Origin of the sequence: Martinezella tropici (assembly GCF_008370325.1) — a bacterium.
GTDB classification, from domain to species: domain Bacteria; phylum Pseudomonadota; class Alphaproteobacteria; order Rhizobiales; family Rhizobiaceae; genus Rhizobium; species Rhizobium tropici_B.
This window is the reverse complement of sequence record NZ_VNIP01000001.1, coordinates 386140-412567: the sequence shown is the minus strand read 5'-3', so window position 1 is coordinate 412567 and position 26428 is coordinate 386140. Positions and strand designations below refer to the sequence as shown.

Below are 26428 nucleotides of genomic sequence, written 5' to 3'. Positions count from 1 at the left end.
CCGGGGCGAAGTCTATTGCCCGGGCAGAACGCGGATGGCGTAGACATTGACGCCGCGAGCCTTGCCGTCGACATCGCTGTTGATGACGAGGTGACCGGGACCGGTCGGCGCCAGCGAGCGATCGAACTGGATCCGGAAGAGCGCATCCGTCTTCTGGCGGCTGACAGTGAAGCGATGACGTCCGCAGCGGCCGAGCGAACCGAAATCGCATTCCACGGTGATCTGCGTCGGTGCGTCCGAAGTGGACTGCAGCGTCAATGCGATCGTCGATGGCTTGCCCGCCATCTGCTGCAGCACATTGACGGGCACTTCGACCGTCGCGTTGCCGTCCGAACCACTGCTGAGCGAGGTCAGCCGCACGGCCGGCCCCTCATTTTCCGAGACGTTCTCCGCCTTCGACTGTTGGCCGGTTGCGATCTTCTGCGCTTCCGTCGGCTTCAGGACTTCGACCCACTCGTCGGAGAAGCTGTTCTGCGGGTCGATGGTCGCCAGCCCAGGATTGACGGGACCGCTATTATCGTCCTCATCAGACGTATCGTCATCGCTGCTGTTGCCGCTGAAATCCTGCGAATCGACATGCGCCGGCGGGTTGCGCACGCTCGTATCCCTCTGCGCGGCGGTCATGAAGACGCCCGATGTCTTGATCCACCAGGCGCCGACACCGAGAAAGGCGAGCAGGATGCAGAAGATCAGCAGGCGCGAGAAGAATTTGCGCGGCTTGCGGCGCACGGCTGCCCGCTCCGGCTTGAAATTCATCGATCGGGCGGGGGCGGGCGCATCGGCCACTGAGCGCGCGTCGCTGTCGGCGCCGAGATGATCGGCGGGGCCGGCACGCATATCGCCGAAATCGCTCTCACGCGCCGCTGGTGTCACCGACATCGGCTCGGCGACCTGAGGCGCACGCGACGAAAGCGGCGGGTTGCGGGTTTCGCCGCGCACGCTCGTGACCGGATCCGGCCGCTGCACGGCTTCCGGCCCAGGTAGAGGGGAGGAAACATGCGGGGCGTCGAGCTCCGGCGAAACAGGCACCTCCTGCGCCGGGCGGGTGCGCTCCTCGGCCTCGATCTGCCGGATCGTCGCCTCCAGCCGCTGACGCTGGGCGGAGACGACATCGATATCGGTAATGTCCTGCTTGCGAAGACCGGCTTCCAGCGCCTGTCGTGCCGATTGATAGATGCGAGCCCGGATCTCCGGATTGGCGCGATCGGACCGCTCCAACGCGCTTCTGATAGCCGTTTCTAATCCGCTCACATCAGGTCCTTTACTCTTACTCGCCACATACTCGCATAGTCCGCCGGCAAGACAGCCATATTTTATCATTCGTTAACCGGATTCGGTAACGCCCCGTCCGGCAATACGCAAGCCTCCGGCGGGAGCTGCGGGCACTCGGGCGGGGATAAACGGCAAAGGCGACGCAAATGGGGTGGAGGGAGGCAGTAGGCAGTAGGCAGTAGGCAGTAGGCAGTAGGCAGTAGGCAGTAGGCAGTAGGCAGTAGGCAGTAGGGAAAAGCGTCAGCTGCGGCGACAGTCAATTGCTGTCGCCCATTTCCTATTGCCTATTGCCTATTCCCCATTGCCTATTTCTCCCTCCATCTTCCCCTCACCATCCACATCTGCTATCCCTTTGACGTTTTCGTAAACGTCAAATATCGGATGATATTCATGGCCCTTCCCTCCATCCTGACCGAGCATCTGCGCCTGCCGGTCGTGGCTTCGCCTCTCTTCATCATCTCGCATCCGGCGCTGACGCTGGCGCAATGCAAGGCTGGCGTCGTCGGCTCCTTTCCGGCGCTCAACGCGCGGCCGGAAAGCCAGCTCGACGAATGGCTGGCGATGATCACCGAGGATCTTGCCGCACACAGTGCCGCAAATCCGGAGCGGCCGGCAGCTCCATTTGCGGTCAACCAGATCGTCCATACGTCAAACAGGCGCCTGGAGCACGACCTCATGCTTTGCGTGAAGTACAAGGTGCCGATCGTCATTTCCTCGCTCGGCGCAGTGCCCGAGGTGAATGCGGCCGTGCATTCCTATGGCGGCATCGTGCTGCACGACATCATCAACAATCGGCACGCGAACTCGGCGATCCGCAAGGGTGCAGACGGGCTGATCGCCGTGGCAGCGGGTGCCGGTGGTCATGCCGGCCAGCTTTCGCCCTTCGCGCTCGTGCAGGAGATCCGAGAATGGTTCGACGGGCCGCTGCTACTGGCGGGTGCGATCGCCACCGGCGGCGGTATCCTGGCGGCGCAGGCGGCCGGTGCCGACCTCGCCTATATCGGCTCGCCCTTCATCGCGACGGAGGAAGCGCGAGCGGCGGAGGCCTACAAGCAGGCGATCGTCGAGGGCACCGCCGCCGATATCGTCTATTCCAACTATTTCACCGGCGTTCACGGCAATTATCTGAAGCCGTCGATCCGCGCCGCCGGGCTGGATCCCGACAAATTGCCCGAAGCCGACCCTTCGAAAATGGATTTCGAAGCCGCCACGACCGGCGTGAAGGCCTGGAAGGACATCTGGGGCTCCGGACAGGGTATCGGCGCCGTCAAATCCATCCAGCCAGTTTCGGCACTGGTCGACAGATTGGAGGCAGAATACCGGCAGGCGCGCGCCCGGCTGGCGCTTTGATCAGCGCCGAAAGCGGTTCTTTTTTCACAGGCGTCTCGCTTTTTTGCCAATTGGCGATTTGAGCGCTTGAAATCTGACCGTATAGACTGTATCAGCGCCATGCAAATCGCGGGGCCGAACCGAATGCTCCGCAGAATGCCGCTTTAGCTCAGTCGGTAGAGCACATCATTCGTAATGATGGGGTCACGTGTTCGAGTCACGTAAGCGGCACCATTTGTTTCCAAACACTTAGCATCGAATGATCTGCGCTGCTGTTTCCTGGCGCCTCCTTGCTCTATCTTCGTGGCTGCAATATCGCAATCCGAGGCGCTCCATTCAGGGATCGGATGTGGGCTGAAGATGGCTGAACCGGAGACCTCTATGAAGCTGATGAACGCAATCGCCGTTACCGCCTATCTGGCAGCCGCCGGAACGGCGTTGGCGGCTTCTGCAGAGAAGCCAATGCATCTGCTCTGCAAGGGTGACGGCGACGCTAATGTATACGTTCACCTGAATTCCAAAAAGCAGTTCGGCCATATCCTCAGTTGCGTCAGCGGCCCATTTATCTACGACATGACGCCTTGCGCGCCCGATGGCGGATATGGCCTGTCAGCGTCCGCCGGATCAGCGGCTCTTGTTGGCGTCGTCATGCGCTCGCAGGAATATCAACGCCACCTTGGCGGTGTCACCGGATTCAACCGGCAAGGAGACGACGTGACCTTCACTGGAGGTTTCATGGGATCGAACGGCTTACAAACGTCCTGGACTTTGGAGCTTGATCTCGACGGCAACGCTGTCGTTCGGGATAAGGAAGGCTCAACACCCTATAAATGCAAGCCTTACATACCCAGTGACTTCAAGTGAACCGTTTTAAAATCAGCGCGCGGCAACCGCTAAAGCCCCTTCGACCGAAACGTGACCATCTCGCCGCCGGCGAATGAAGCGGCTTTATGGCGATGCGTTGAATGCAGGTGATTAATACAACCAAAGATTCAGATTTCGATGGTTTTGTGCACCTTGGGATAATGCTCGGGGGATGCACCATGAAAATTGCCGTTGGCGTGGCGACATGCGGTCGCAAGGCGATCCTCGCCTCAATGATCGACAGGCTTGCGACACAGAAGCGCAAGCCGGATCACCTCTTCCTGTGTCCGACCAGGGATGACGATATCGACATGGCGCGCTTGAGCTCTGCGCCTTTTCCGGTGACGATCCTCTCCTCGCCGCAGGGAAGCTGCCCGCAGCGCAATGCCATCATCGATGCGGCCGTCGGCCTAGATGTGGTCGTCTTCTTCGATGACGATTTCTTTCCGGCAACGAACTATCTCGCCGAAACGGAAGCCTTGTTCGAGGCGGATGAGGAGATCGTCGTGGCGACCGGCGAAGTCGTCCGCGACGGTATCCTTGGACCGGGCCTGACGGCGGGCGAAGCGGATGCGGCACTCGCAGCCGATGCCACGCCCTTTCCGGCGCCGACGATCGAGGACACACACAACGCCTATGGCTGCAACATGATCTTCCGCCGGAAAGCGATGCTCGCAAATGGTATCTATTTCGACGAGGATCTGCCGCTCTACGCCTGGCAGGAAGATGTCGATCTGTGCCGGCGGCTTCGTCCTTTCGGCAAGATCGTCAAGTTCAATCGCCTGCGCGGCGTCCATCTCGGCGTCAAGGCCGGGCGCACATCGGGCCTGCGCCTGGGATACTCCCAGGTGGCCAATCCGCTCTATCTCGTCAAGAAGCGCTCCGTCTCGCTGAAATGGGCGCTCAAGCTGATGGGCGGCAACGTCGCCTCGAACCTCGCCGGCTCCGTCAACCCGCCGCCCTATATCGACCGGCGCGGCCGTCTCCAGGGCAATCTCATCGCCTTCAGCCATCTGCTGAGCGGATCGCTGGATCCGAAGCATATCAACCGCATGTGAGGCCGCCCCCGTCCGGCCAGCATTCGACGCGCGGCCAACAAAACCGAAGTTCGGCGTTTGGATGGCCCCATTCCGTGATAGAGATTGAAGCCGGCCGCGCAATCGGCGGCCCCGTTAGTCTTCATCTCTATTGCCTATCGTTTCAAGGACATCATCATGATCCACGTTCTCGCCATCCTCACCGCGAAGCCCGGCAAGCGTGCCGAGGTGCTCGACATCTTCCAGGCGAATGTTCCGGCCGTTCATGCCGAAGACGGCTGCATCGAATATACCGCCGTCGTCGATGTCGAAGGAGCAGATCCGGCCTTCGGGCCTGATACGTTCGTCGTGGTCGAGAAATGGGCAAGCATGCAGGCGCTGAAGGCCCATGCGGCGTCCGCGCATATGGCCGCTTACGGCGAGAAGGTGAAGCATCTGATGGCCGACCGCGCCGTTCATGTGCTGAACGCGGCTTGAGCCGAGCCCATCACAGCCCGGCAGACCCGGCAGTCATATCCTCAGAGAGCGGCATCGAAAGACGCCGTTCTGCTATCGGCATGGTCGTCAGTTGTGCGAAAAATGCGGCTCGTTGTAGTACCGCCAGTGCCCGCCGCCGTGCCATCCACCATGCCATCCACCATGATAGTATCCACGGTCGCCGTCCCAGCCATGATGGTGGTGGTGGTGAAATCCGCCGAAGCCACCAAATAAACCGAACGAGTAAAGTGGCTGATAGCCGCCATAATAGGGTTCATCATAGCCATAGTAGGGCCGGTAGTAATACGGGCGGTAATACGGGCGGTAGTAGTGGCGAGGATAATAGTAGTGCCTATAGACCATCACTCGATGGTGATGGTGGTGCCAATAATGGTGGTGATGACGCGCTTCGGCGTGGGTTGCAGGCAGCGCGAGCATGCCTAGCGCTATGAGCGCTGTTGCCAGAATTTTCATTTCCAGCCTCCTTGAATGCCGGACGCAAACGCGACTCGGATCATTCGCGTCGTCCGGACCAGATAGTAAACGCGGCTGAGCCTTCGATAGTTCCATTTGGGGGTGGGCGGCAGGCGCTTTCGCGATGCCTTTTATCGCCCACGGGCCTGCGAAGCCTCCGCTTGTCGACCGCGACGGCGCACGCAGCGAAATCGCAAGCTTAGCGTAAAGGCCGTTGCGGCGTTAACGATCCAGCATGGGAGGTACGGTCAATCGCGCGGGCTGTCAAAAACGGCGCTCAAGGCGCCGTTTTCGTATCTATCCGCGATCGTCAGTTATGCGAGAAATGCGGCTGGCTGTGCCAGCGATGATGGCGTGACTGATGCCGCCAGCCATAATGGTGATGCCAGCCACGGTCGGAGTGATAGTGATGATAGCGGTGGTGATGATGGCTCACGACCGGACGATGATGATGCCAGCGGTGATGATGATCACGCGCCTCCGCGTAAGCAGCGGGTAAAGCGAGAATACCTAATGCGATAAGCGCCGTTGCAAGAATTTTCATCTATGGTCTCCTTGGGTGCCAAACGAGCCCCCCGGCTGCGTACGCCCGGACTAACCTAACCTACCCGAACGCGAAAATGGTGCAATAGTTCCGCTAGCCGCGGGACGGCAGACGCTTTTGCGGCGGCGCCATATCGCCGATCAATTCGCGAACCGCCTGCTGGATCAGCCGGCAGGCTTCGACCGAGGCTTTGCGGCCATTGTGAGCGAGATGGTAGGAGAGCGGCAAAAGCTCATCCGGATCGACGATGCGCACCTTGTCGGCAATCGGCAGCGCACTGACGCGGCCGAGAAACGAGACATAGCCGTGATTGGCGACGAGATCGACGATGACGGGCAGCGAGTCGGCTGAGGTAATGTCGCGGCCACGAAACCGGCGGCGATCGCGGCTGTCATAGCCGAAGGCAGTCGCGGCATTGCCGATGCCTGTGCGGGGGCTCGGCACGCAGAGCGGATGGTTTTCAACGAGCGCGGCGAAGGTCTCTTCCGTGCTGTCGGGCGGGGCGATCGCCACCATGTCCGTGGCGACCAGTTCCACATGTTCGAAGGCGTCGAGGCCGAAGACGGAATCGACGATGGCGACATCGATGCGGCCGGACCGGAGCGCTTCGCGCAGATCGTCGGCCGTCATCAGCATCAGCGACAGCATGTTGCTGTTACCGCCGATGTTCCAGCGCGACACCAGGCTTGCAAGCGAGCGCGCCACCCAGCTCTCCGAACCTGTAGGAATGATCGAGCCGATGCGCACGGCACGGGCGGTTCGCTGGAAGCGCTCGTCCGCTGCCGCTTTCATCTCGTCCCAGGCCTGCGCAACGGCAGAGAGGATGGCATGAACTTCCTGCCCGGCTTCCGTCAGCACCGAACCCTGCGCCTGCCGCTCGAACAGGCGGCAGCCGAACAGCTCCTCCAGATTGGCGATCTGCAGGGAGAGCTGCGGCTGCCCCAGCCGCAGGCGGCGTGCGGCGCGATTGATGCTGCCCTGATCGGCGACCTCGAGGAAGCGTTCGATGGTGGCGATCTTCAATGGCAAGCGCGCGGCCCACTGATCATAATCCTGCGCTGCCGGCGGCTCTTTCATCAGGACTGAAAGCTGGCGAATGCTACGGAGAATGGGCTGCAGCCCCTTCTGGACCTTCGAGCTCGCCAACAGGGTCGCAAGCTCGCCGGATGCCCGCTCGACCAGCTTCAAGGCTAATTCGGTTTCGAGCCGGCGCAGTGCACCGGAGACGGTCGAGGCCGAGAAGGAGAGCCGGCGCGCGGTCTCCCTCACCGAGCCGAGGGAGAACACCATGTCGGCTACGAACAATGCGCCGAGATACAAATCCCATTCCCTCTCATCCGCAGCGCCCGGCCTGCCTCAACCACGGCAATGTCAACAATATCCCGACAATATGTTGTGTTCTCGAAAAAAGATATCCCTAAGCCGAAAAGCGACGGCTATCGTTTCCTTGTCGCCTCACCGATCCAGCCGCAAAAATGAGATCGGAACAGCGCCAAACGGGTAAGGGGAACAAAAACAAACGCACTTGCCCCCGAAAAAAGAAATCCAATTTCGCGCGAATGTCGAGTACGCTCGTCATAATCGCGCGACTGCAACGGGAATCCGGGGCGACATCGACTTTTCCGCGATGAGCGCTACGTGCCTGAAGCAGCCACGAATTCGCCTGTGGGCCGCCGGCCCACTCGAAGCCTGTCTGTCCGGACAGCGGCCTTGCCAGGCGACGCGGACAAGCAGAGCAAAGATTTAACGGGGTACAAAGGGAAACATCATGTTCAAGAAGCTTGCACTTGCCGCCACGCTGACGGCCCTCCTTGCCAGCGGCGCCAGCGCCGCCGATGTCGTCGTCTCCTCGAAGATCGACACCGAAGGAACGCTGCTCGGCAACATCATCCTCGCAGCGCTCAACGCCAACGGCATCAAGGCGCAGGACCGCATAGCGCTCGGTACCACGCCTGTGGTACGCAAGGCGATCACTGCTGGCGAGATCGACATCTATGCCGAATATACCGGCAATGCCGGCTTCTTCTTCAACAAGGCCGACGATGCCGCCTGGAAGAACCTGCAGCAGGGCTACGATCTGGCGAAGAAGCTGGATTACGACGCCAACAAGATCGTCTGGCTGACGCCCTCGCCCGCCAACAACACCTGGGCGATCGCCGTGCGCAGCGATGTCGCCGGCCCGACCAAGCTGAAAACCATGTCCGATTTCGGCAAGTGGGTGGGTGGCGGTGGCGCGGTCAAGATCGCGGCTTCCTCCGAGTTCGTCAATTCTCCGGCGGCCCTGCCGGCCTTCGAGACCACCTACAGCTTCAAGCTAAAGCCGGATCAGGAAGTCGTGCTCTCGGGCGGCGATACGGCGGCAACGATCAAGGCTGCGGCCGACCAGACCAACGGCGTCAACACTGCCATGGTCTACGGCACCGACGGCGCCATCGAAGCGGCCGAACTGACCGTTCTTGAGGACGACAAGAGCGTGCAGCCGGTCTACGCTCCGACGCCGATCATCCGCGAAGCCGTGCTGAAGGCCAATCCGAAGATCGAAGAGGTTCTGGCGCCGATCTTCAAGGGCCTGACCGCCGACGTTCTGCGCAAGCTGAACGGCCGCATCCAGGTCGATGGCGAGCCGGCCAAGGCTGTTGCCGAATCCTACCTCAAGGACAATGGTTTCCTGAAGTAAGGCTTTGACGCTGCTTTGGAGCATGATGCCAAAAAGTGTGAACGGTTTTCGGACGACATCATGCTCTACTCTTCTGGTTCCGGAGCGGATTCAGATTTTAGGCCTAACAGACCTAAAATCATCCGCTCCGGCGGCCCCATTTTGATAAAGTGGGGCCGCGGACATTCGAATGGGCATGGTCTTGTCCGAACCAGCCTTGAATTCTAGGCTCATGCGCTGACGGAGCTTGCCTGATGGAAGATGCGCTAGCGGTCCGCCGAGTGGACCGTCTCGGAGTGGTGCTGGTGGCGGGCGGCGCGCTGGCAATGGCCTGGATGCCGTTCATCATCGTCAAGGCAAACCGCATTGCCGCCGGCAAGCCGCAGCTGCTGATGCAGCTCACTGCCCAGCCCTCCGCTATAACCTTGCTCGTCCTTCTGGCGGCAGCGGCAATGGCGACACTTTTCCTGCAAAATCAGGTCATTCGCCTCGGCATCGCCACGCTTGCGATCGCCACACTGATCGTCACGCTCGGCCTCGTCTCGACCGCCGCAACCCCGGCGGGGAGCACCGTGGCCCGCATCACGCCCGGCGGCTCTTTCTGGGTGCTGCTGGCGGTGGTGGGGCTGATGATCTCGGATGCTCTGGTGAAGCTGCGGCTGACGCCTTGGCTGAGGGTCGCAGCGCTGGCGCTTTATGCTGCCCTGCTCGCCGCCGTGCTACGCTCCGGCCTGCTCGACAATCTCTCGATCATGAAGGAATACGCCAACAATGCCGACAAGTTCTGGCACGAGGCGCTCGGCCATGTATTCCTTTCCCTCGGCTCCGTCGCCATCGCCATCGTGCTTGCGCTGCCGCTCGGCATCTTCTGCTACTGGCAGCCGCGCATCCGCGCCGTGGTGCTGCGGGCGCTGAGCCTGGTGCAGACCATTCCGAGCCTGGCGCTGTTCGGCATCCTGATGCTGCCGCTCGGCTATATCGCCGCCCATGTGCCTTTTGCCGCCGCGATCGGCATAAAGGGCATCGGCGTTGCGCCGGCGCTGGTGGCGCTCGTCATCTATTCGCTGCTGCCGATCGTCGCCAACACCGTCGTCGGCCTTGCCGGCGTCGATCCTTCCGTGCGCGATTCCGCCGCCGGCATGGGCCTGACGCGCCGGCAGATTCTGACCGGCATCGACCTGCCGCTTGCCTTTCCTGTCATTCTCACCGGCATCCGCATCGTGCTGGTGCAGGCGATCGGCCTCGTGACCGTGGCGGCACTCATCGGCGGCGGCGGCTTCGGCCTCTTCATCTTCCAGGGCATCGGCCAGACGGCCAATGACCTCGTGCTGCTCGGCGCAGTGCCGACGGTCTTTCTCGCCTTCTCATCGGCCGTCATCCTCGATGCGGTCATCGACAGCATCCGGGGACAACGCGCATGACCAGCATGATCGAGCTCAAGGGCGTCACCAAGCGTTATGGCAGCGCGACCGTGGTCGATAATGTCAGCATGAGCATGGAAAAGGGCACGATCACCGTCATCGTCGGCACTTCCGGCTCCGGCAAGTCGACGCTGATGCGGATGATCAACCGGCTGGTACCGATATCGGAAGGTCACATCTCTGTTGCCGGCGAGGACATCATGAATGTGCCGGCGACCGAGCTTCGCCGCCGCATCGGCTATGCCATCCAGGGCCACGGGCTTTTTCCGCATCGCACGGTCGCGCAGAATATCGCCACCGTCCCCGAGCTGCTCGGCTGGGAGAAGGCGCGCATCGACCGTCGCGTCGAAGAGCTCCTCAATCTCTTCCATCTCGACCCCGGCGCCTTTGCCGGCAAATATCCGAGCCAGCTTTCCGGGGGCCAGCAGCAGCGCGTCGGCGTCGCGCGCGCCCTTGCCGCCGAGCCGGAACTGCTGCTGATGGACGAGCCCTTCGGCGCGCTCGATCCTGTCATCCGCGGCAAGGCGCAGGACGATCTGCTCGCCATCCAGAAGCAGTTCGGCACGACCATCGTCCTCGTCACCCACGATATGGACGAGGCCTTCCATCTCGGCGACAAGATCGCCGTCATGAGCGAAGGCAAGCTGCTGCAATGCTCCGAGCCCGAGAAGATCCTGACCGAGCCCGCCGATCCTTTCGTCCAGCAGCTGACCGGTACGTCCGACCGGGCCTTGAAGCTGATGTCGCTGCTGCCGCTGAAGGAAAGCATGCAGCCGCCGCGGCCCGGCCTCGATCACAGCCTGCCGCAGAACCTCAATCTGCGCGACGCACTGGCGGAATTGATCTGGCAGGGTGCGGATGAGGCAACGGTCGAGGACGAGCGCAAGATGCCCGTCGGTTCGATCTCGATCCAGCATCTGATCGAGCTGGGCCGCAAAGCATGAAATTTCTCGCCGCCAATCTCTTCCGCCTCCTCGCGCTGGCGCTGCTGCTGGTGCTGCTGTTTCGTCCGGAGTGGCTGACGCCTGTCCTCGCGCCGCTGACCAAGTTCGGGGCGTCGCCGATCTATACGCAGAACAGCCTGCCGAGCCTCGCGCTCAGCCATCTCGAACTCATCCTGATCTCGATTGCGGCAAGCGGGATTTTGGCCGTGCTTGGCGGCATCTTCGTCACACGGCCGATCGGCGCCGATTTCCTGCCGCTGTCGCGGGCGATCGCCAATGCCGGGCAGACCTTCCCGCCTGTTGCCGTGCTGGCGCTTGCCATCTCGACCACCGGCTTCGGCGCGGTGCCGACCTTGATCGCACTTTTTCTCTATGCGCTGCTGCCGATCTTCGAAAACACCGTTGCCGGCCTGCAGCAGGTGCCGGCTTCGGTGCTCGATGCCGCCGACGGCATGGGCATGAGCGGCTGGCAGCGGCTGTTCCGCGTCGAACTGCCGCTCGCCTTGCCGCTGATCATCGAGGGCCTGAAGATCGCGACCGTCATCAATATCGGCACGGCGACGATCGGCTCCACCGTTGCCGCCAAGGGGCTTGGTGAAGTCATCATCGCCGGGCTGATCAACGACAACACTGCCTTCATCCTGCAGGGCGGCCTGATCGTCGGCCTGATGGCGGTGCTGATCTATGACGGCATGGAGATGATCGAGCGGTCAGTCACCAGCAAGATCGGATTGCAATCTCATTGAGACAAGGCGGCCGCCAGTCCTTGCAGCCGGCGGCACACATAGGTTTATCGATCGCCTTCGCCGGAAGCCAAAGGCGCGCCGGCCAGGTAAAGCGAGACCGGCCTGATTTCATAGACGGCTGTGGGATTGGCGCGTCGCAGCTCGCGCGCGGCTTCGACCGCTCCCTCGATCGTTGGAAAATCGACGACGTAGAAGCCGAGCAATTGCTCCTTGGTTTCGGCAAACGGCCCATCGATGACCAGTCCCGCACCCGGCCCGCGCAAGGTGACGGCCTTCTGGCTCGAGCCGAGCCGCGCGGCCGGTCCCAGCGACTTTTGCGCGACCATGCGATCGTTGATATCGAGTAGTTCAGTCATCAATGCAGCATCCTCCTCCTTGCTCCAGGATTCGACGATGCCTTCTTCATGATAGGCCAGAATGGCGTAGTACATGGATTTCCCCCTCAATCGTATGCGCCGGAGTTAAGCAGACGGATCGCCATGCGAAAACCCCGGATCTGCACCGAGGCGCAGCGATGGTGCATTTCCGCATACTTGCCTTCCCCGATTGCCAATGGCATTGGCTCTTAGAGCCTTTCCGTTTTTCTCCGAATCGCGAAAACGCTCTATCCTCTTGTCTTTACGCAATTCCGGACGGAAAACCGCTACGCACTTTTCCTGGAATTGCTCTAGTGACATGCCCTGACGACCGATGGAGGCGCCGATGGCCAAGATGATTCATTCGATGATCCGCGTGCTCGATGAAGCGCGCTCGATCGAATTCTACGACAAGGCTTTCGGCCTGAAGACCGCCGACCGCATCGCCTTCGAGACCTTCACGCTGATCTATCTCAGCAACGTCGAAACCGGGTTCGAACTGGAATTGACAATCAACCAGGGCCGCACCGCGCCCTATCCGCTGGGGGAGGCCTACGGCCACCTCGCGGTCTCGGTCGCGGAGCTGAAAGACGAACATGCGCGCATGACCACGCTAGGGCTGAACCCTGGCAAGATCGTCGAACTCAATCGGGATGGGAAGCTCTTTGCGCTCTTCTTCTTCGTCACCGACCCTGACGGTTACAAGATCGAAGTGGTGCAAAGGCATGGGCGGTTTCAATAGAACCACGCATATCGGCACCCCGCGTCGGCGGGGCCTGCCGAACCGGCTTTATCAGCGCGCTCACATCCAATAGGGCGGCACGCCAAAATAATCGTGGCTCTTGTGGCCATGATTCTTATGGTCGTGATCATCCTTGGCAGCGAAACGGCACGCCTTTTCGATGTCGTTCTTGGTCATGCTGACGCGATAACCGTCGATGCGGGCATCGTAGCGCAGCTTCTCCCACGGCAGCCGGTAGTGCTCCTGGCCGATGCCGAAGAAGCCGCCGAAGCTTAAAATGACGAAAGCGATGCGTCCATCACTTTTCTCGAGCATCAGGCGCTCAATATGACCAATCTGCTTGCCATCCGAGCCGAATACCCTGGATCCCTCAACGCGGTCGCAAGCGACCAGCATCGACATGTCCTTGATGTAAAGGTCACGGCCCGAGATCTCGGCACTCTCTTTATGCATATGCGCACCTCCTTTTGGATACGCGTCACATAAAATCGTGGAGCGTCCGATCTGCTCTTTTGGGGCAGCACGATGCTCCGATGGGTTTACACCCACGGGCCCATTAACGCTCCGTTGTCATAAAAGTTCCAGTACTTTTTTCAAGATTGTAAAAAAACGTGAGCGGAGAACGTTTATTGACGTTTACGTCAAGGTTATTGTAGCTTCGAGATGCTCCAATAATTTAGTTGAGAGCAAAGGCTGCGGCGATGTGAAAAGCGGGAGACTTTTCGATCGCGCAGTGACACTTTACATAACCGCCGCCCAAGGACGGCGGGGCGTGGTGATGATGCGTAAAGGAGGAAGTGCGCATGAATTCAGTCTCCGCTCCTTCGGACAGACCGCAGGTCAAGAAAATATGGCTCGCGTCTTATCCGAACATTGTACCGGCGGAATTGCCGCCGCTGGAGCATGCATCACTCATCGAGCTGCTGGAGGAAAGCTGCGCGCGCTATGCCGACCGGCTCGCCTTTACCAGCATGGGCAAATCCATCACCTATCGCGAACTTAACACGCAGACGCGCAAGATTGCCGCCTGGCTGCAGAGCCTCGGCCTTCAGAAGGGCGACCGCGTCGCCGTCATGATGCCGAATGTGCTGCAGAACCCGGTCACGGTTTACGGCATCCTTCGCGCCGGCCTCGTCGTCGTCAACGTCAATCCGCTCTATACGCCGCGCGAACTCGAACACCAGCTGCGCGACTGCGGCGCCAAGGCGATTTTCGTTCTGGAGAATTTCGCCCATACGGTGGAGCAGGTGCTGGCGCATACGGATGTGCGCCATGTCGTCGTCACCGCGCTCGGCGACATGCTCGGCGTCAAGGGCCATATTGTCAACTTCATCGTCCGCAAGGTGAAAAAGCTCGTGCCGGCATGGTCCATCCCCGGCCACCGCAGTTTCAAAGGTGTGATCTCCGAAGGCGCGCGCCTGCCCTTGAAGCCGGCGGCGCTCACCGGCAGCGACATCGCCTTCCTGCAATATACCGGCGGTACGACAGGCGTCGCCAAGGGTGCGATCCTCACCCATTCCAATCTGCTCGCCAACCAACTGCAATTGCTGCTCTGGCTGCAATCCGCCTATATCAACAAGCCGCGCCCCGAGCAGCTGACCTTCGTCTGCGCGCTGCCGCTCTATCACATCTTCGCGCTGACGGTGAATTCGCTGATGGGCATGTCGCTCGGCGGCCATAACGTGTTGATCGCCAACCCGCGCGACATACCGGCCTTCATCAAGGAACTGGGCAAATACAAGTTCGACATGTTCCCCGGCCTGAACACGCTGTTCAATGCGCTGATGAACAATCCCGAATTCACCAAGCTCGATCTTTCCAACACGGCAACGCTTGCCGGCGGCATGGCGGTACAGCGGCCAGTCGCCGAGCGCTGGCAGAAATTGACGGGAGCCTGGATCACCGAAGGCTACGGCCTTTCCGAGACATCGCCGGTCGCAAGCGCCAATCGCTTCGACAGCCCGGAATTCACCGGCACGATCGGCCTGCCGATCACGGGTACGGATTTCGACATTCGCGATGAGAACGGCAATTCGCTGCCGCTCGGCGAAGTCGGCGAGATCTGCATCCGCGGACCGCAGGTGATGGCCGGCTATTGGAAGCAGCCGGCCGAAACCGCGCGCGTGATGACGTTGGACGGCTTCTTCCGAAGCGGCGACATGGGCTTCATGGACGAGCGCGGCTTCACCAAGATCGTCGACCGCAAGAAGGACATGATCCTGGTGTCGGGCTTCAACGTCTATCCGAACGAGATCGAGGAAGTGGCCGTCATGCATCCGGGCGTTCTGGAAGCAGCAGCGATCGGCGTGACCGATCCTCATTCCGGCGAGGCAGTGAAGCTCTTCATCGTCAAGAAGGACCCGGCCCTGACGGAGGCCGACGTCAAGGCCCATTGCGCAGCCAACCTGACCAATTACAAGCGTCCGCGCTTTATCGAATTCCGCTCGGAACTGCCGAAATCGAATGTCGGCAAGATCCTGCGTAAGGAGTTGCGCGGCTGACATAATTCCGTGCCATTCAGGAAGCCGCTCGCGCATTTTTCGCGAGCGGCTTTTTTCGTTTTGGATGATACGTGAACTTGATTTACGCCCTACATAGGGAATAGTTTCCGCGACCAACTCAGAGTGCCCCTGCCCTCTCCGGACGGCAAGCGGCGCGAACCGCAAGGAGTCCCCATGAACGCCCTCGTCGATCAACTGAAGAGCGCCGCGTCGGCAACGAAGGCCACCGATATCCGTGCCGCCTTTGCCGCCGATCCCAAGCGCTTTTCCCGTTTCAGTGCTTCGGTCGACGACCTGCTGATGGATTATTCCAAGACGGCGGTGAACGACGAAATTCTCGCCCTGCTCGAGAAACTCGCAGCCGAGGGCGGCATCGCGGCCAAGCGCGAGGAAATGTTCTCGGGCGTCGCCATCAACTTCACCGAAAACCGCGCCGTGCTGCACACCGCGCTGCGCAACCGCTCCAATACGCCCGTGCTCGTGGACGGCAAGGATGTCATGCCCGACGTCAACGGCGTGCTGGCCGCAATGGGCAAGTTTGCCGACGGCATCCGCTCGGGCGCACTCAAAGGTTCCACGGGCAAGGCGATCACCGACGTTATCAACATCGGCATCGGCGGCTCCGATCTCGGCCCGGTCATGGCGACGCTGGCGCTGGCGCCTTTTCACGACGGTCCGCGCTCGCACTTCGTCTCCAATATCGACGGCGCCCATATCGCCGATATCCTGAAGCTCGTTTCCCCCGAAACGACCCTTTTCATCGTCGCTTCCAAGACCTTCACGACGATCGAAACGATGACCAACGCCCAGACGGCGCGCAAATTCATCGCTGATGCGCTCGGCGAAGCCGCCGTGCAGCACCACTTCGCCGCCGTTTCGACGGCGCTCGACAAGGTCGCCGCCTTCGGCATCGACAGCGAGCGCGTCTTCGGATTCTGGGATTGGGTCGGCGGCCGCTACTCGATCTGGTCGGCCATCGGCCTGCCGCTGATGATCGCCATCGGCCCGGAAAACTTCGGCAAATTCCTCGATGGCGCGCATGCGATGGACAACCATTTCCGCCAGGCGCCCTTCAAGGAAAACCTGCCGATGCTGCTCGGCCTCATCGGCTTTTATCACCGCAACGTGCTCGGCTACCCGACCCGCGCAATCCTGCCCTATGACCAGCGCCTGTCGCGTTTCCCGGCCTACCTGCAGCAGCTTGACATGGAATCGAACGGCAAGGGCGTCACCATCGACGGCACGCCGGTCGAAGGCAATTCCGGCCCAGTCGTCTGGGGCGAACCCGGCACCAACGGCCAGCACGCCTTCTACCAGCTCATCCACCAGGGCACGAGCGTCATCCCGGCCGAGTTCATGATCGCCGCCAACGGCTTCGAGCCGAACCTGCGCCACCAGCACCAGCTCTTGATGGCCAATTGCCTAGCGCAGTCGGAAGCGCTGATGAAGGGCCGCACCTTCGAGGAAGCCAAGGCCCAGCTCACCTCCAAGGGCATGGACGATAAAAAGGCCGATTTCATCGCGCCGCACCGCGTCTTCACCGGCAACCGTCCGTCGATCACCTTCGTCTACGACAAGCTGACGCCCTACGCGCTCGGCCGCCTGATCGCTCTCTACGAACACCGCGTCTTCGTCGAAGGCGTACTTTTCCGCATCAACTCCTTCGACCAGTGGGGCGTCGAGCTCGGCAAGGAACTGGCAACCGGCCTGCTGCCCGTCATCGAAGGCAAGGAAAGTGCTGCCGGCCACGATTCATCGACGCAAGGGCTGGTGGCTGCGCTGGCAAGCCGCGCGAAGTAAGGCGTTCGTTTCACCTCCCCCTTGAGGGGGGAGGTCGCCGCAAAGCGGCGGGTGGGGGTGATTGAGCTCTCCGCCTCGGAACGACTAAAGGATCACCCCACCCCGGCACTGCGTGCCGACCCTCCCCCTCAAGGGGAGGGTTAAATTAAAGCCCGATCTCATTTGCCCAGGGCGGATTGGCACCGGCGCGCGACACAGTCACCGCTGCTGCCTTGGCGCCGAGCCCGAGGGCATCTCGCAAGGCCTTCTCCTCAAGCGAAGCCACCTGCGCCTTGGTCAGCAGGTTGTTCATCTTCAGCGACGCCAGGATGCCGGCGTCGAAGGTGTCGCCGGCGCCGACCGTGTCGACCACGGTGACGCGCTCGCTCGGAACCGAGACCTTCAACGACTTGGTATAGCCGGTCGCGCCTTCCGCGCCCTTGGTGACGACGACGAGCTTTGCGCCCTTAGCCAGCCAATGCGCGGCGAGTTCATCGTGATCGCCAGGGATGCCGAACCATGCCAGATCCTCATCGGAGAACTTCAGGATATCGGACATGGCGACCATGCGGTTGAGACGCGCCATGTGCGCGGCCTTGTCCTTGATGAAACCAGGACGAATGTTCGGATCGAGCGAGATCACGCGGCTCTGGTGCTCGCGCTTCATCAGCGCCTCATAGGTCGCGCCGCACGGGTCGGGGATCAGGCTGATCGCGCCGAAATGCAGCGCTTCGCAATCATCGCCGAGCGCCGGAAGATCGGCCTCGGTGATCATGCGGCCAGCCGTGCCTTCATCATAGAAGGCATAGGTCGCCTGGCCGTTGACGAGCTTGACGAAGGCGATCGTGCTCGGGCGGGGCGTGATGGCGCAATAGCTGAAATCGACTTTGGAGGCCGACAGCGTCTCGCGCAGGATATCGCCCATCATGTCGTCAGCGAGGCCGGTGAAGAAGCCGGTGGGAACGCCGAGCCGGCCAAGCGCTATCGCGGTGTTGAAGATCGCGCCGCCGGCATAGGGGGCAAAGCCCTTCTCGCCCTGGGTCGTCTCCCGCGGCAGCATGTCGATCAAAGCTTCGCCACAGCACAATATCATTCCGGCCTCCCAAAGAGCGCGTCTGTCGTGTCCATAAATCGATTAGATAAATTCAGAGCAAAAGCAAAGCGTCAGTTTGTGGGCAGCTCCGAAATGCCGCCGTTCCTACCGGACCAGGCGAGCGGCGCATTGAGAAAGGCTTCGACTTCCTCGAGCGTCTTGCCGTCGAACAGCTTCTGCTCCTTGGCAACGGCGAGCACATCGCGCCAGGTGGCGATGTGATGCAGGCGAACTTTTCCATTGGCGAAGCGCTCTTCCGCTTCGGGGAAGATGTCGTAATAGAACAACGCCATGCCATGATCGACGATGCCGCCGGCTGCGCGGATGGCGTCGATGAAGGTGAACATGCTGCCGCCGGCCGTGGTCAGATCCTCGATGACGAGCACGCGGGCGCCATCGCGCATATCGCCTTCGATCTGGGCGTTGCGGCCATGTCCCTTCGGCTGCTTGCGGACGTAGATCATCGGCAGGTTCAGCCGCTCGGCCAGGAAGGCGGCGAAGGGGATGCCCGCCGTCTCACCGCCGGCAACGCAGTCGAATTGTTCAAAGCCGGCATTGCGCACGATGATGCTTGCGGCGAAATCCATGACCGTCGAACGGATGCGCGGATAGGAGATCAGCTTGCGGCAGTCGATATAGACCGGGCTCGCCATGCCGGAGGCAAGCTTATAGGGCTTGTCGGCGCTGAAATGGACCGCCTTGATCTCCCAAAGCATCCTGGCCACTAACTCAGCCATGACGGCGCGATCGGTAAAAGTCATCTGGGTCATGCGGGCCTCCTTCGCAGCGCTAATGTTCCAGCGGCAATAGCAGCAAGCTGCCCGAGTTTCCAGACGAATAGAAGCTTTTGCTGGTATCGTCACGGCCGCGGCTGGTAAAGGCGACCGAAAGCGATCATCGCAGCGCGCCGAGATCGGCAGGAAGCATTGTCTTGAACAGCGCGATGACCTTGTCACCCTCTTCCCGTTCGATCGAAATCGCGTAGCGGACGGCGGCGGCGACCAGCTGCATGGTCAATCGGGCGATCCTTGCGAGTTCGCCTTGGTTGCGCTCGGGCCAGAGGCGCTCGAGAACGGTGAGAAATGCTTGCGAATGCCATTCCATGTCTTCGGCGTCGACCTGCTGCAGCAGTTTGTCGGCATGGGTCGCGTGCCAGATGTCGCGCATGACGGGCTCGTCGAGAAACATGGCATAGTAGCCGTCGACGATACGGCCAAGGGCCTCCTGGAGCTGATCGGCACTCTTTATCGCCACCAGCTCGTCCTCGACACATTGCCGCCCCTGCTCATTGAAGCGCTCCGCCAGCACGCGGATGATCGCCGTCTTGTCCGGGAAATATTGGTAGAGCGAACCGAAGGAGACACCGGCCTTCTCGACGATCTCGCCCATACGCAGCGCATCGCTGCCGTTCTTGGCAATCAACTCGGATGCCACCGAAAGGATCAGGTCCACGCGCTCACGGCCACGCTGTTGGCTGGGTATGCGGCGCGGGGTACCCGCCTCATCCTTGCTGCGCCTGCGTCTCGCGATCGGTTCCTGCGTCATGCCATTCCCTGCCTGTGACTGTTGACAAGCAATATAAGAGAGTTTATCACATTTCGCAAATGAGAGAATTTATCACATTTTACACTGGAGGAGCTTGAAATGCAGATCTCGACAATTGCTATCATCGGCGGACTGGGAAAAACCGGCGGCCGGGTCGCCGAGCGGCTGAAGGAGCGCGGCATCACGGTTCGCGCCGCTTCGCGCTCGACGACACCCCGCTTCGATTGGCAGGACCGCAGCACCTGGCATCAGGCGCTGGAACGCTCTTCCGCCGCTTATGTCACGTTCCAGCCGGACCTTTCGGTCGACTGGGCGGCGGAAGCCATCGCCGCTCTTGCGAAAGCCGCTATCGAGGTGGGCGTGGAGCACATCGTGCTGCTTTCCGGGCGCGGTGAAGACGGAGCCGTTCGCAGCGAGGAGAAACTCAAGGCTACCGGCATCGGCTACACGGTGCTGCGCGCCAGCTGGTTCAACCAGAATTTCAGCGAGGGTGCTTTCGTCGACGGCCTTTTGCAGGGAAAGCTCGCCTTGCCGGCCGGCGATGTGCCGGAGCCTTTCATCGATGCCGACGACATCGCCGACGCGGCCGTCGCGTGTCTCACCGACCCCCGTCATCGCAACCAGACCTACGAACTGACGGGACCCCGCGCCCTGACCTTTCGCCAGGCGGTGTCCGAAATCGCGGCGGCCTCCGGCAGGATCATCGGGTATGAAACCGTTCCGATAGGTGCTTTCATCGCCGAGATGACCGCCTATGGCCTGCCGAAAGAGACGACCGATCTCCTGCATGAGCTTTTCACGCAGGTGCTCGACGGCCGCAACTCGCCTGTCATGGACGGCATCCGCCGGATCCTCGGCAGGCAGCCGAAAGACTTTTCCGATTATGCCCGACAAACCGCCGCAACCGGCATCTGGAGTGCCCAGTCATGACCTTTCCGATCACGAATATCGCCCTCATCGTCGCAGCACTCAGCAGCGGCCTTCTCGCCGGCGTCTACTTCGCCTTTTCGACCTTCATCATGCAGGCCTTCGCCCGCCTTCCCGTCGATCAGGGGATCGCTGCCATGCAATCGATCAACACGACGATCGTGCGCTCGCCCTTCATCGTTCTGTTCCTGCTGACGGCCGCGCTGTCGCTCTTCATCGCGGTGATGGCAATTCTCTACTGGCGGGGCAGCATCAGCATGCTGATGCTGGCGGGTGCGGCGCTCTACATCGTCGCGAGCTTTCTTTCGACGATGGTGTTCAATGTGCCGCTCAACGACGCGCTCGACAAGGTCGACGGCCACTCCGCAGAGTCGGCACGGCTATGGTCGACCTATCTCAGCGACTGGGTCTGGTGGAACCATGTACGCACGGTGGCTTCCCTATTAGCCGCCTGCGCCTTCGTGAAAGCCCTGTTCTGAACGCATCGGAAGAGCAGCCGTACGCCCCTGAAGATGACCGGCTAGAGCATTTCCAGGAAAAGTGCGCAGCGGTTTTCCGTCCGGAATGCGTTGGGAAATGAGAAGATAGAGCGTTTTCGCGATTCGAAGAAAAGCGGAAATGCTCTAGACGGCGTGCAGATAGGCCGCAACCTCGACACGGTTGCGGCCGTTGCGCTTGGCCTCGTAGAGCGCCTTGTCGGCGGCACGAAGGACGTCGTCGAAACCCAGGCCCTTGATTGTGCCGGTGGCTACCCCGGCACTGACGGTGCAGACCAAAGTCTTGTCGTCGATGCTGATCGCCCGTGCCGCAAAGGCATCACGCACCCGCTCTGCGACCTGCTCCGCGCGCCCCGGCAGCGCATTGTCGAGAACGAGCGCAAATTCTTCGCCTCCCAGACGCGCTACCGTGTCGGAAGGCCGCAAACCGAAGGCGAGCTCCTGGCCGAAAAGCTTGAGCACAAGGTCGCCGGTGGCGTGGCCGTGCTGATCGTTGATGGTCTTGAAGCGGTCGATGTCGAAGATGATGACGGCCATGGACGGACCGAAGCTGCGGCGACCGTAGAGATCGAACAAGGCCCGGCGGTTCAGCAGCCCGGTCAGAGAATCGGTGATAGCCTCCTGGCGGTGGAATGCGGCCTGGCGCCACTGGTGCAGCGCAAGCGACAATGCACCGATCCCGGTCATCCCCGCAATGCAGACGGCAAGGCTGACATCCTCCGCCCAATTGTCCGGCGCATGGCCAAGCACGAGCTTGCCGTCGGCGATCAACACAGCCGCGCAGAGCGCAAAGGAAATGGCGGTCAGCGTGTAAAGCACGGTGATACCGTAAAGAGGCGTGGGCGCTTCACGTCGGCTCAGCCAGTATTCGCGCGCCGTCAGAAGCAAAAGGACACTGATGACGATATTGTCGCCGATGAAGGCCAGCCCGTCGTAGCCGGCGAGCATAGGTCCCCCCGAAGCGCCGATGCCGGTCAGGCAGCCGAGAGCAAAGCGAGCTTTGGAGAGGTGGCGCGTGCGGAACTGATGACCTGCCATCCAAATGGTCGCAAAGCCGACGAAAAACAGCACGAAAGTCAGGATAGCAAGAAGCGGCCGCGGCTGGTCGACATAGGCGCCATAGATGAAGATCCCGGCGACGAGAGGCACAAGGCCGGCAGAGCACGTCAGGAGAAAGGTATCGGGCCGGCGGGAAAACCAGCTTCCGACCAAAGTGACCGCGAGGCAGGACGCGGAAACGCCGAGGGCCAGAAGTAGGGAGTTATAATCGACCAGCATCATGCTCTTTCAACGGTTTCATTTTCTACCGTAGGGGGATCGATGACACGCTAGGCTTCAAGGGGTATCAAATTGGTTACGGCAAATAATAAAGAAAATATATATCAGTAAAATATACGTTCCATATCGCGGCAAATACGGATGAATTACTACAATATTGCGTGTAAATTTTAATTTACTTATATAATATAAATCTAAATTCAGCCTTCAACATCCCAATGCAGAGGAAACATGGGATCGAAGACGGTGAGCGGACCGGCGCCCGTTTCGATCTTGGCCGGGAATGTCACGGCATCGGGGCGACGCACCAGAGTGATGCTGTCCTCGTTGACCGGCAGCCCGTACCAGGCGGGTCCGTTCAGCGATGCGAAAGCTTCCAGCCTCTCCAAAGCACCCTCCTGCTCGAAGACATGGGCAAGGCAGCTCATAGTATTGATCGAAGTATAGATGCCGGCGCAACCGCAAGCGCACTCCTTCAACGGATCGACATGGGGAGCCGAATCCGTGCCGAGGAAGAACCTGGTATCGCCACTCGTTGCAGCCGCGCGCAGCGCCAGGCGATGACTTTCGCGCTTGGCGACCGGCAGGCAATAATAGTGTGGGCGAATGCCGCCGACGAGGATGGCGTTGCGGTTGATGATCAGATGATGCGTCGTGATCGAGCCGGCGAGGTTTGCCTTCGCCGATTGGATGTAGTTGATGCCATCCGAGGTGGTCACGTGCTCCATCGTGACCTTCAACTCCGGCAGTCGCTTGCGCAACGGATCGAGCACGGTTTCGATGAACACGGCCTCGCGATCGAAAATATCGACCTCGGGCGTCGTCACCTCGCCATGGACGCAGAGCGGCAGGCCGATCTTCGCCATGCGCTCCAGCACCGGCATTGCCTTGTTCAGATCGCGCACGCCGCCGTGGGAGTTGGTCGTTGCGCCCGCCGGATAGAGCTTGACCGCCGTAATCAGGCCGCTCCCCTTGCCCTCCTCGACATCGTCGGGGCTGGTGTGTTCGGTGAGGTAAAGCGTCATCAGCGGCTGGAAGCGATCACCGGCCGGCAGCGCTTTAAGGATACGCTCGCGATAGGCAGCGGCGTCCGCCGTCGTCACGACGGGCGGCACGAGATTGGGCATGATGATGGCGCGGGCGAAATGCCTGGAGGTATCGCCGATCACGCCTTCGAGCATGGCTCCGTCACGCAAATGCAGATGCCAGTCGTCGGGACGGCGGATAGTGAGCTTTTGCATGGGCGCGACCTCTGGAATGTGAGCGCGATCTAGCCCGAAAGCTGCCTCGGCCTTTTCGGGATCGTGCTCTTTGATAGTGCGCTTCGATAGCACCAACCGCCATCGCAAAACAATCCGCGAGCGCAGTTAAATGACAGAGAAGCTCAATCCTGCACGATATCGATGGTAACGTCTGCGCGGCGGCGGTTTTCCAGAATCAGCCGGCCATTCGGGAGATCGTTGCCGTAAACCTTGGCGCTGGCCGCCTCTTCGTCGAGATCGTAGCCTCTCCAGCGCGCCCACAGCCGCTCTTCCAGCACTTCCATGGGTGGAGCAAGCATGATCGAATAGTCGAACAGGCCCTCCAGCTCCGCCCATTTGCCCTGGCTGAACAGCAAGTAGTTTCCCTCGACGACGATGAAGCGGTGATCGGCCGGGACAATGCGGGCCGAGGCGATGGCAAGCTCGCGCGAGCGGTCGAAGACCGGTACCAGCACCTCCTGGTCGGCGGCGCGCACGGCTTTGACGATGTCGAGAAAGGCGCGGACGTCAAAGCTTTCCGGCACGCCCTTCCGCTTCAAAAGTCCCTTCTCGATCAGGACGGCATTGTCCATGTGGAAGCCGTCCATCGGCAGGACTTCGGCGCTTTCGCCCCTCGCCTCCAAGGCCTTGGCGACATTGTCCGCCAGTGTCGACTTGCCGGCGCCGGGAGGGCCGGCGATCGCCACCAGGAAGCGTTTCGCGTTGCCGGCGCGTGCGATGATCTCGCCGGCAACATCGTCAAGAGAGACGCTCATGCAGCGACATTCTCGACCGGCGGCGCTTTGGCGCCGGTCATGAAGGCAACGGCGTCGGACATGGTATATTCCTTCGGATTGATGACGGTCAGCCGTCGTCCAAGACGATGGATATGAATACGGTCCGCAACCTCGAAGACATGCGGCATATTGTGCGAGATCAGAACGATCGGCAAGCCGCGCGCACGCACATCAAGGATGAGTTCCAGAACCTTGCGGCTTTCCTTGACGCCGAGTGCGGCCGTCGGCTCGTCCATGATGACGACCTTGGAACCGAAGGCGGCGGCACGCGCCACGGCGACACCCTGGCGCTGGCCGCCGGAGAGCGTTTCCACCGCCTGGTTGATATTCTGGATCGTCATCAGGCCGAGTTCGGTGAGCTTATCGCGGGCGCGCTTTTCCATCGCCGGCCGGTCGAGCATGCGGAAGACGGAGCCGAGGACGCCGGACTTGCGGATCTCGCGACCGAGGAACATGTTGTCGGCGATCGAGAGCGCCGGCGACAGCGCCAGGTTCTGGTAGACCGTTTCGATGCCAGCCTCGCGCGCTTCCATCGGCGACCTGAAATGAACAGGTTTGCCTTCCAGCTTGATCTCGCCTTCATCGGGTGTCACCGCGCCGGAAATCGCCTTGATCAGCGAGGATTTTCCGGCGCCGTTGTCGCCGATAACAGCAAGGATTTCGCCGGGATAGAGATCGAAATCGGCGTTGTCGAGCGCGGTCACGCGCCCATAGCGCTTGACGAGGCCACGCGCGGTGAGAAGGGGTTCGCCAGTCGTGGTCATGCCGATACCTTTCTGATCCATTGATCGATCGCGACGGCGCCGATGATCAGCACGCCGGTCAGGAGGACCTTCCACTGCGGATCGGCTCCGAGCATATTGAGGCCCATGGAGACGACGCCGACGATCATGGCGCCGAAGAGCGTGCCGAGGATCGAGCCACGGCCGCCGAAGAGCGAGATGCCGCCGATCACCGTCGCGGTAATCGCCTGAAGATTGAAGTCCGTCACGGCCGAAGACGGTGAGACCGAGCCGTTGCGGCCGATCGAAACCCAGGCGGCAAAGGCCGCGATCAGTCCCGAAACGCCATAGACGGCGAGCAGCACCTTCTTGGTCTGGATGCCCGACAATTTCGCCGCTTCTGGATCGTCACCGACAGCATAGACATGCCGGCCCCAGGCGGTGTGGTTGAGAATATACCACAGGCCCAGCACCAGCAGCACCATGGCGATGACGCCGAGGGTCAGCACCGCGCCGCCAAGCCGGAAGCTGATCGCGAAGAGATGCAGGAGCGGCGCCTTTTCATCGACATCGGTGTCGCGGATAGTTTCATTGGCGGAATAGATGAAATTCGTCGCCATGACGATATTCCAGGTGCCGAGCGTCACGATGAACGGCGGCAGCTTCATGTTGGCGACGAGGAAGCCGTTGAGCAACCCACAGAGGCCGCCCGCGGTCATGCCAGCGATAATGGCGACCGGCGCGGGCAGGCCGTAAGTGACGGCGACGTTGCCCATGACGACGGAGGAAATGACCATGATCACGCCGATCGACAGATCAATGCCGGCGGTCAGGATGACCAGCGTCTGGGCAGCGCCGAGAATGCCGACGATCGCGATCTGCTGCAGGATCAGCGTCAGCGTATAGGCGGAAAAGAACCGCCCGCCGATCGCGATACCGAAGATCACGATCGCCATCACCAATACGATCAACGGCACGGCGGCCGGCGTCGAATGTAGAAAGTGCTGCACGCGCTTGAGAAAAGAGGCATCGTGCTGCTCGAACGACGCGACGTTCTTGTCGCTGCCGTCGAGAACACGTTCGAATTCCTGTGCTCCGGACATATTATTCCTCCGCCACCGCGCTCATGCACGGAAACCGCCGGCTGTTAGGGGCCAGCCGAGGAGATAAACCCCGGCCGACGTGA

26 protein-coding genes, 1 tRNA gene and 1 pseudogene are annotated in these 26428 nt (G+C 60.9%); 14 read left to right on the top strand and 14 right to left on the bottom strand.

The window, feature by feature from the left end; genetic code table 11:
* Positions 1-12: 12 nt before the first annotated feature.
* Entirely contained in the window at positions 13-1251 is a 1239-nt protein-coding gene (locus FP026_RS02085; protein ID WP_149632970.1) for a hypothetical protein, read from the bottom strand.
* A gap of 411 nt (positions 1252-1662) precedes the next feature.
* On the opposite strand from FP026_RS02085, the gene FP026_RS02075 reads away from it, so the two are divergent.
* From FP026_RS02075 to FP026_RS02055, 5 genes are all read left to right on the top strand, one after another.
* Positions 1663-2622 carry an NAD(P)H-dependent flavin oxidoreductase gene (locus tag FP026_RS02075; protein ID WP_149632968.1) on the top strand — a complete coding sequence of 320 codons (960 nt, stop codon included), beginning with the start codon at positions 1663-1665 and terminating at the stop codon, positions 2620-2622.
* Positions 2623-2759: 137 nt separating this feature from the next.
* Positions 2760-2835: transfer RNA gene (locus FP026_RS02070), tRNA-Thr, on the top strand.
* 147 nt (positions 2836-2982) lie between these two features.
* The gene (locus FP026_RS02065) at positions 2983-3465 is read left to right on the top strand and encodes a hypothetical protein (RefSeq protein ID WP_149632967.1); all 483 of its coding nucleotides are present in this window, start codon (positions 2983-2985) and stop codon (positions 3463-3465) included.
* A 179-nt stretch (positions 3466-3644) separates the two neighbouring features.
* The gene (locus FP026_RS02060; protein WP_149632966.1) at positions 3645-4523 is read left to right on the top strand and encodes a glycosyltransferase family 2 protein; all 879 of its coding nucleotides are present in this window, start codon (positions 3645-3647) and stop codon (positions 4521-4523) included.
* A gap of 156 nt (positions 4524-4679) precedes the next feature.
* The gene (locus FP026_RS02055) at positions 4680-4979 is read left to right on the top strand and encodes a putative quinol monooxygenase (protein WP_149632965.1); all 300 of its coding nucleotides are present in this window, start codon (positions 4680-4682) and stop codon (positions 4977-4979) included.
* Between the two features lie 87 nt (positions 4980-5066).
* Here FP026_RS02055 and FP026_RS02050 read toward each other — a convergent pair whose 3' ends face one another.
* The 3 genes from FP026_RS02050 to FP026_RS02040 form a co-directional block, all read right to left on the bottom strand.
* Complete coding sequence (locus tag FP026_RS02050) at positions 5067-5453, bottom strand: hypothetical protein (RefSeq protein WP_188112472.1); 387 nt, start codon at positions 5451-5453, stop codon at positions 5067-5069.
* 310 nt (positions 5454-5763) lie between these two features.
* Positions 5764-5997, bottom strand: coding sequence for a hypothetical protein (locus FP026_RS02045; protein WP_149632964.1), 234 nt, complete (start codon positions 5995-5997; stop codon positions 5764-5766).
* Positions 5998-6090: 93 nt separating this feature from the next.
* A complete protein-coding gene (locus FP026_RS02040) occupies positions 6091-7317 on the bottom strand; it encodes a LysR family transcriptional regulator (RefSeq protein ID WP_149632963.1) in 1227 nt (408 codons plus the stop codon).
* 511 nt (positions 7318-7828) lie between these two features.
* On the opposite strand from FP026_RS02040, the pseudogene osmF reads away from it, so the two are divergent.
* The 4 genes and pseudogenes from osmF to FP026_RS02015 form a co-directional block, all read left to right on the top strand.
* Positions 7829-8674 (top strand): annotated as a pseudogene (gene osmF, locus FP026_RS02035) (glycine betaine ABC transporter substrate-binding protein OsmF); the annotation flags it as partial.
* A gap of 233 nt (positions 8675-8907) precedes the next feature.
* On the top strand, positions 8908-10074 hold the full coding sequence (locus tag FP026_RS02025) for an ABC transporter permease (protein WP_149632960.1): 1167 nt from the start codon (positions 8908-8910) through the stop codon (positions 10072-10074).
* Positions 10071-11018: an ABC transporter ATP-binding protein gene (locus FP026_RS02020; protein ID WP_149632959.1), complete on the top strand. Its 948-nt coding sequence runs from the start codon at positions 10071-10073 to the stop codon at positions 11016-11018. Before FP026_RS02025 ends, FP026_RS02020 begins: the two co-directional genes overlap by 4 nt.
* Positions 11015-11764, top strand: a complete 750-nt coding sequence (locus tag FP026_RS02015) for an ABC transporter permease (RefSeq protein WP_149632958.1) — start codon at positions 11015-11017, stop codon at positions 11762-11764. Before FP026_RS02020 ends, FP026_RS02015 begins: the two co-directional genes overlap by 4 nt.
* Before the next feature lie 44 nt (positions 11765-11808).
* On the opposite strand, the gene FP026_RS02010 is transcribed toward FP026_RS02015, so the two are convergent.
* Positions 11809-12195 carry a YciI family protein gene (locus FP026_RS02010; protein WP_149632957.1) on the bottom strand — a complete coding sequence of 129 codons (387 nt, stop codon included), beginning with the start codon at positions 12193-12195 and terminating at the stop codon, positions 11809-11811.
* Positions 12196-12466: 271 nt separating this feature from the next.
* On the opposite strand from FP026_RS02010, the gene FP026_RS02000 reads away from it, so the two are divergent.
* Entirely contained in the window at positions 12467-12862 is a 396-nt protein-coding gene (locus tag FP026_RS02000; RefSeq protein ID WP_149632955.1) for a VOC family protein, read from the top strand.
* A gap of 60 nt (positions 12863-12922) precedes the next feature.
* Here the strand turns inward: FP026_RS02000 and FP026_RS01995 are convergent, their stop codons facing one another.
* Positions 12923-13315 (bottom strand): PRC-barrel domain-containing protein, encoded by a 393-nt coding sequence (locus FP026_RS01995; protein WP_112343721.1) that lies wholly within the window; start codon positions 13313-13315, stop codon positions 12923-12925.
* Between the two features lie 350 nt (positions 13316-13665).
* On the opposite strand from FP026_RS01995, the gene FP026_RS01990 reads away from it, so the two are divergent.
* Positions 13666-15363, top strand: a complete 1698-nt coding sequence (locus FP026_RS01990) for a long-chain fatty acid--CoA ligase (RefSeq protein ID WP_149632954.1) — start codon at positions 13666-13668, stop codon at positions 15361-15363.
* Positions 15364-15537: 174 nt separating this feature from the next.
* Positions 15538-17163 (top strand): glucose-6-phosphate isomerase, encoded by a 1626-nt coding sequence (gene pgi / locus FP026_RS01985; RefSeq protein ID WP_149632953.1) that lies wholly within the window; start codon positions 15538-15540, stop codon positions 17161-17163.
* A 145-nt stretch (positions 17164-17308) separates the two neighbouring features.
* Here pgi and FP026_RS01980 read toward each other — a convergent pair whose 3' ends face one another.
* The 3 genes from FP026_RS01980 to FP026_RS01970 all read right to left on the bottom strand — a co-directional run bounded on the left by FP026_RS01980 (position 17309) and on the right by FP026_RS01970 (position 19780).
* Positions 17309-18235: a carbohydrate kinase family protein gene (locus tag FP026_RS01980; protein ID WP_149632952.1), complete on the bottom strand. Its 927-nt coding sequence runs from the start codon at positions 18233-18235 to the stop codon at positions 17309-17311.
* A 71-nt stretch (positions 18236-18306) separates the two neighbouring features.
* Complete coding sequence (locus FP026_RS01975) at positions 18307-19005, bottom strand: orotate phosphoribosyltransferase (RefSeq protein ID WP_149632951.1); 699 nt, start codon at positions 19003-19005, stop codon at positions 18307-18309.
* Positions 19006-19129: 124 nt separating this feature from the next.
* Positions 19130-19780 carry a TetR/AcrR family transcriptional regulator gene (locus FP026_RS01970; RefSeq protein WP_149632950.1) on the bottom strand — a complete coding sequence of 217 codons (651 nt, stop codon included), beginning with the start codon at positions 19778-19780 and terminating at the stop codon, positions 19130-19132.
* A gap of 99 nt (positions 19781-19879) precedes the next feature.
* On the opposite strand from FP026_RS01970, the gene FP026_RS01965 reads away from it, so the two are divergent.
* Both FP026_RS01965 and FP026_RS01960 read left to right on the top strand, forming a co-directional pair.
* The gene (locus tag FP026_RS01965; protein ID WP_149632949.1) at positions 19880-20710 is read left to right on the top strand and encodes an NmrA family NAD(P)-binding protein; all 831 of its coding nucleotides are present in this window, start codon (positions 19880-19882) and stop codon (positions 20708-20710) included.
* Complete coding sequence (locus FP026_RS01960; protein ID WP_149632948.1) at positions 20707-21186, top strand: DUF1772 domain-containing protein; 480 nt, start codon at positions 20707-20709, stop codon at positions 21184-21186. Before FP026_RS01965 ends, FP026_RS01960 begins: the two co-directional genes overlap by 4 nt.
* A gap of 144 nt (positions 21187-21330) precedes the next feature.
* Here FP026_RS01960 and FP026_RS01955 read toward each other — a convergent pair whose 3' ends face one another.
* The 5 genes from FP026_RS01955 to FP026_RS01935 form a co-directional block, all read right to left on the bottom strand.
* Entirely contained in the window at positions 21331-22482 is a 1152-nt protein-coding gene (locus FP026_RS01955; RefSeq protein WP_149633144.1) for a GGDEF domain-containing protein, read from the bottom strand.
* A gap of 200 nt (positions 22483-22682) precedes the next feature.
* Positions 22683-23723 carry a dihydroorotase gene (gene pyrC / locus FP026_RS01950; protein ID WP_149632947.1) on the bottom strand — a complete coding sequence of 347 codons (1041 nt, stop codon included), beginning with the start codon at positions 23721-23723 and terminating at the stop codon, positions 22683-22685.
* Between the two features lie 143 nt (positions 23724-23866).
* On the bottom strand, positions 23867-24499 hold the full coding sequence (locus tag FP026_RS01945; RefSeq protein WP_149632946.1) for a nucleoside triphosphate hydrolase: 633 nt from the start codon (positions 24497-24499) through the stop codon (positions 23867-23869).
* Positions 24496-25305, bottom strand: coding sequence for an ATP-binding cassette domain-containing protein (locus FP026_RS01940; RefSeq protein ID WP_188112471.1), 810 nt, complete (start codon positions 25303-25305; stop codon positions 24496-24498). Before FP026_RS01940 ends, FP026_RS01945 begins: the two co-directional genes overlap by 4 nt.
* A complete protein-coding gene (locus FP026_RS01935; RefSeq protein ID WP_149632945.1) occupies positions 25281-26345 on the bottom strand; it encodes an ABC transporter permease in 1065 nt (354 codons plus the stop codon). The genes FP026_RS01940 and FP026_RS01935 overlap by 25 nt, the downstream gene beginning before the upstream one ends.
* Positions 26346-26428: the final 83 nt, after the last annotated feature.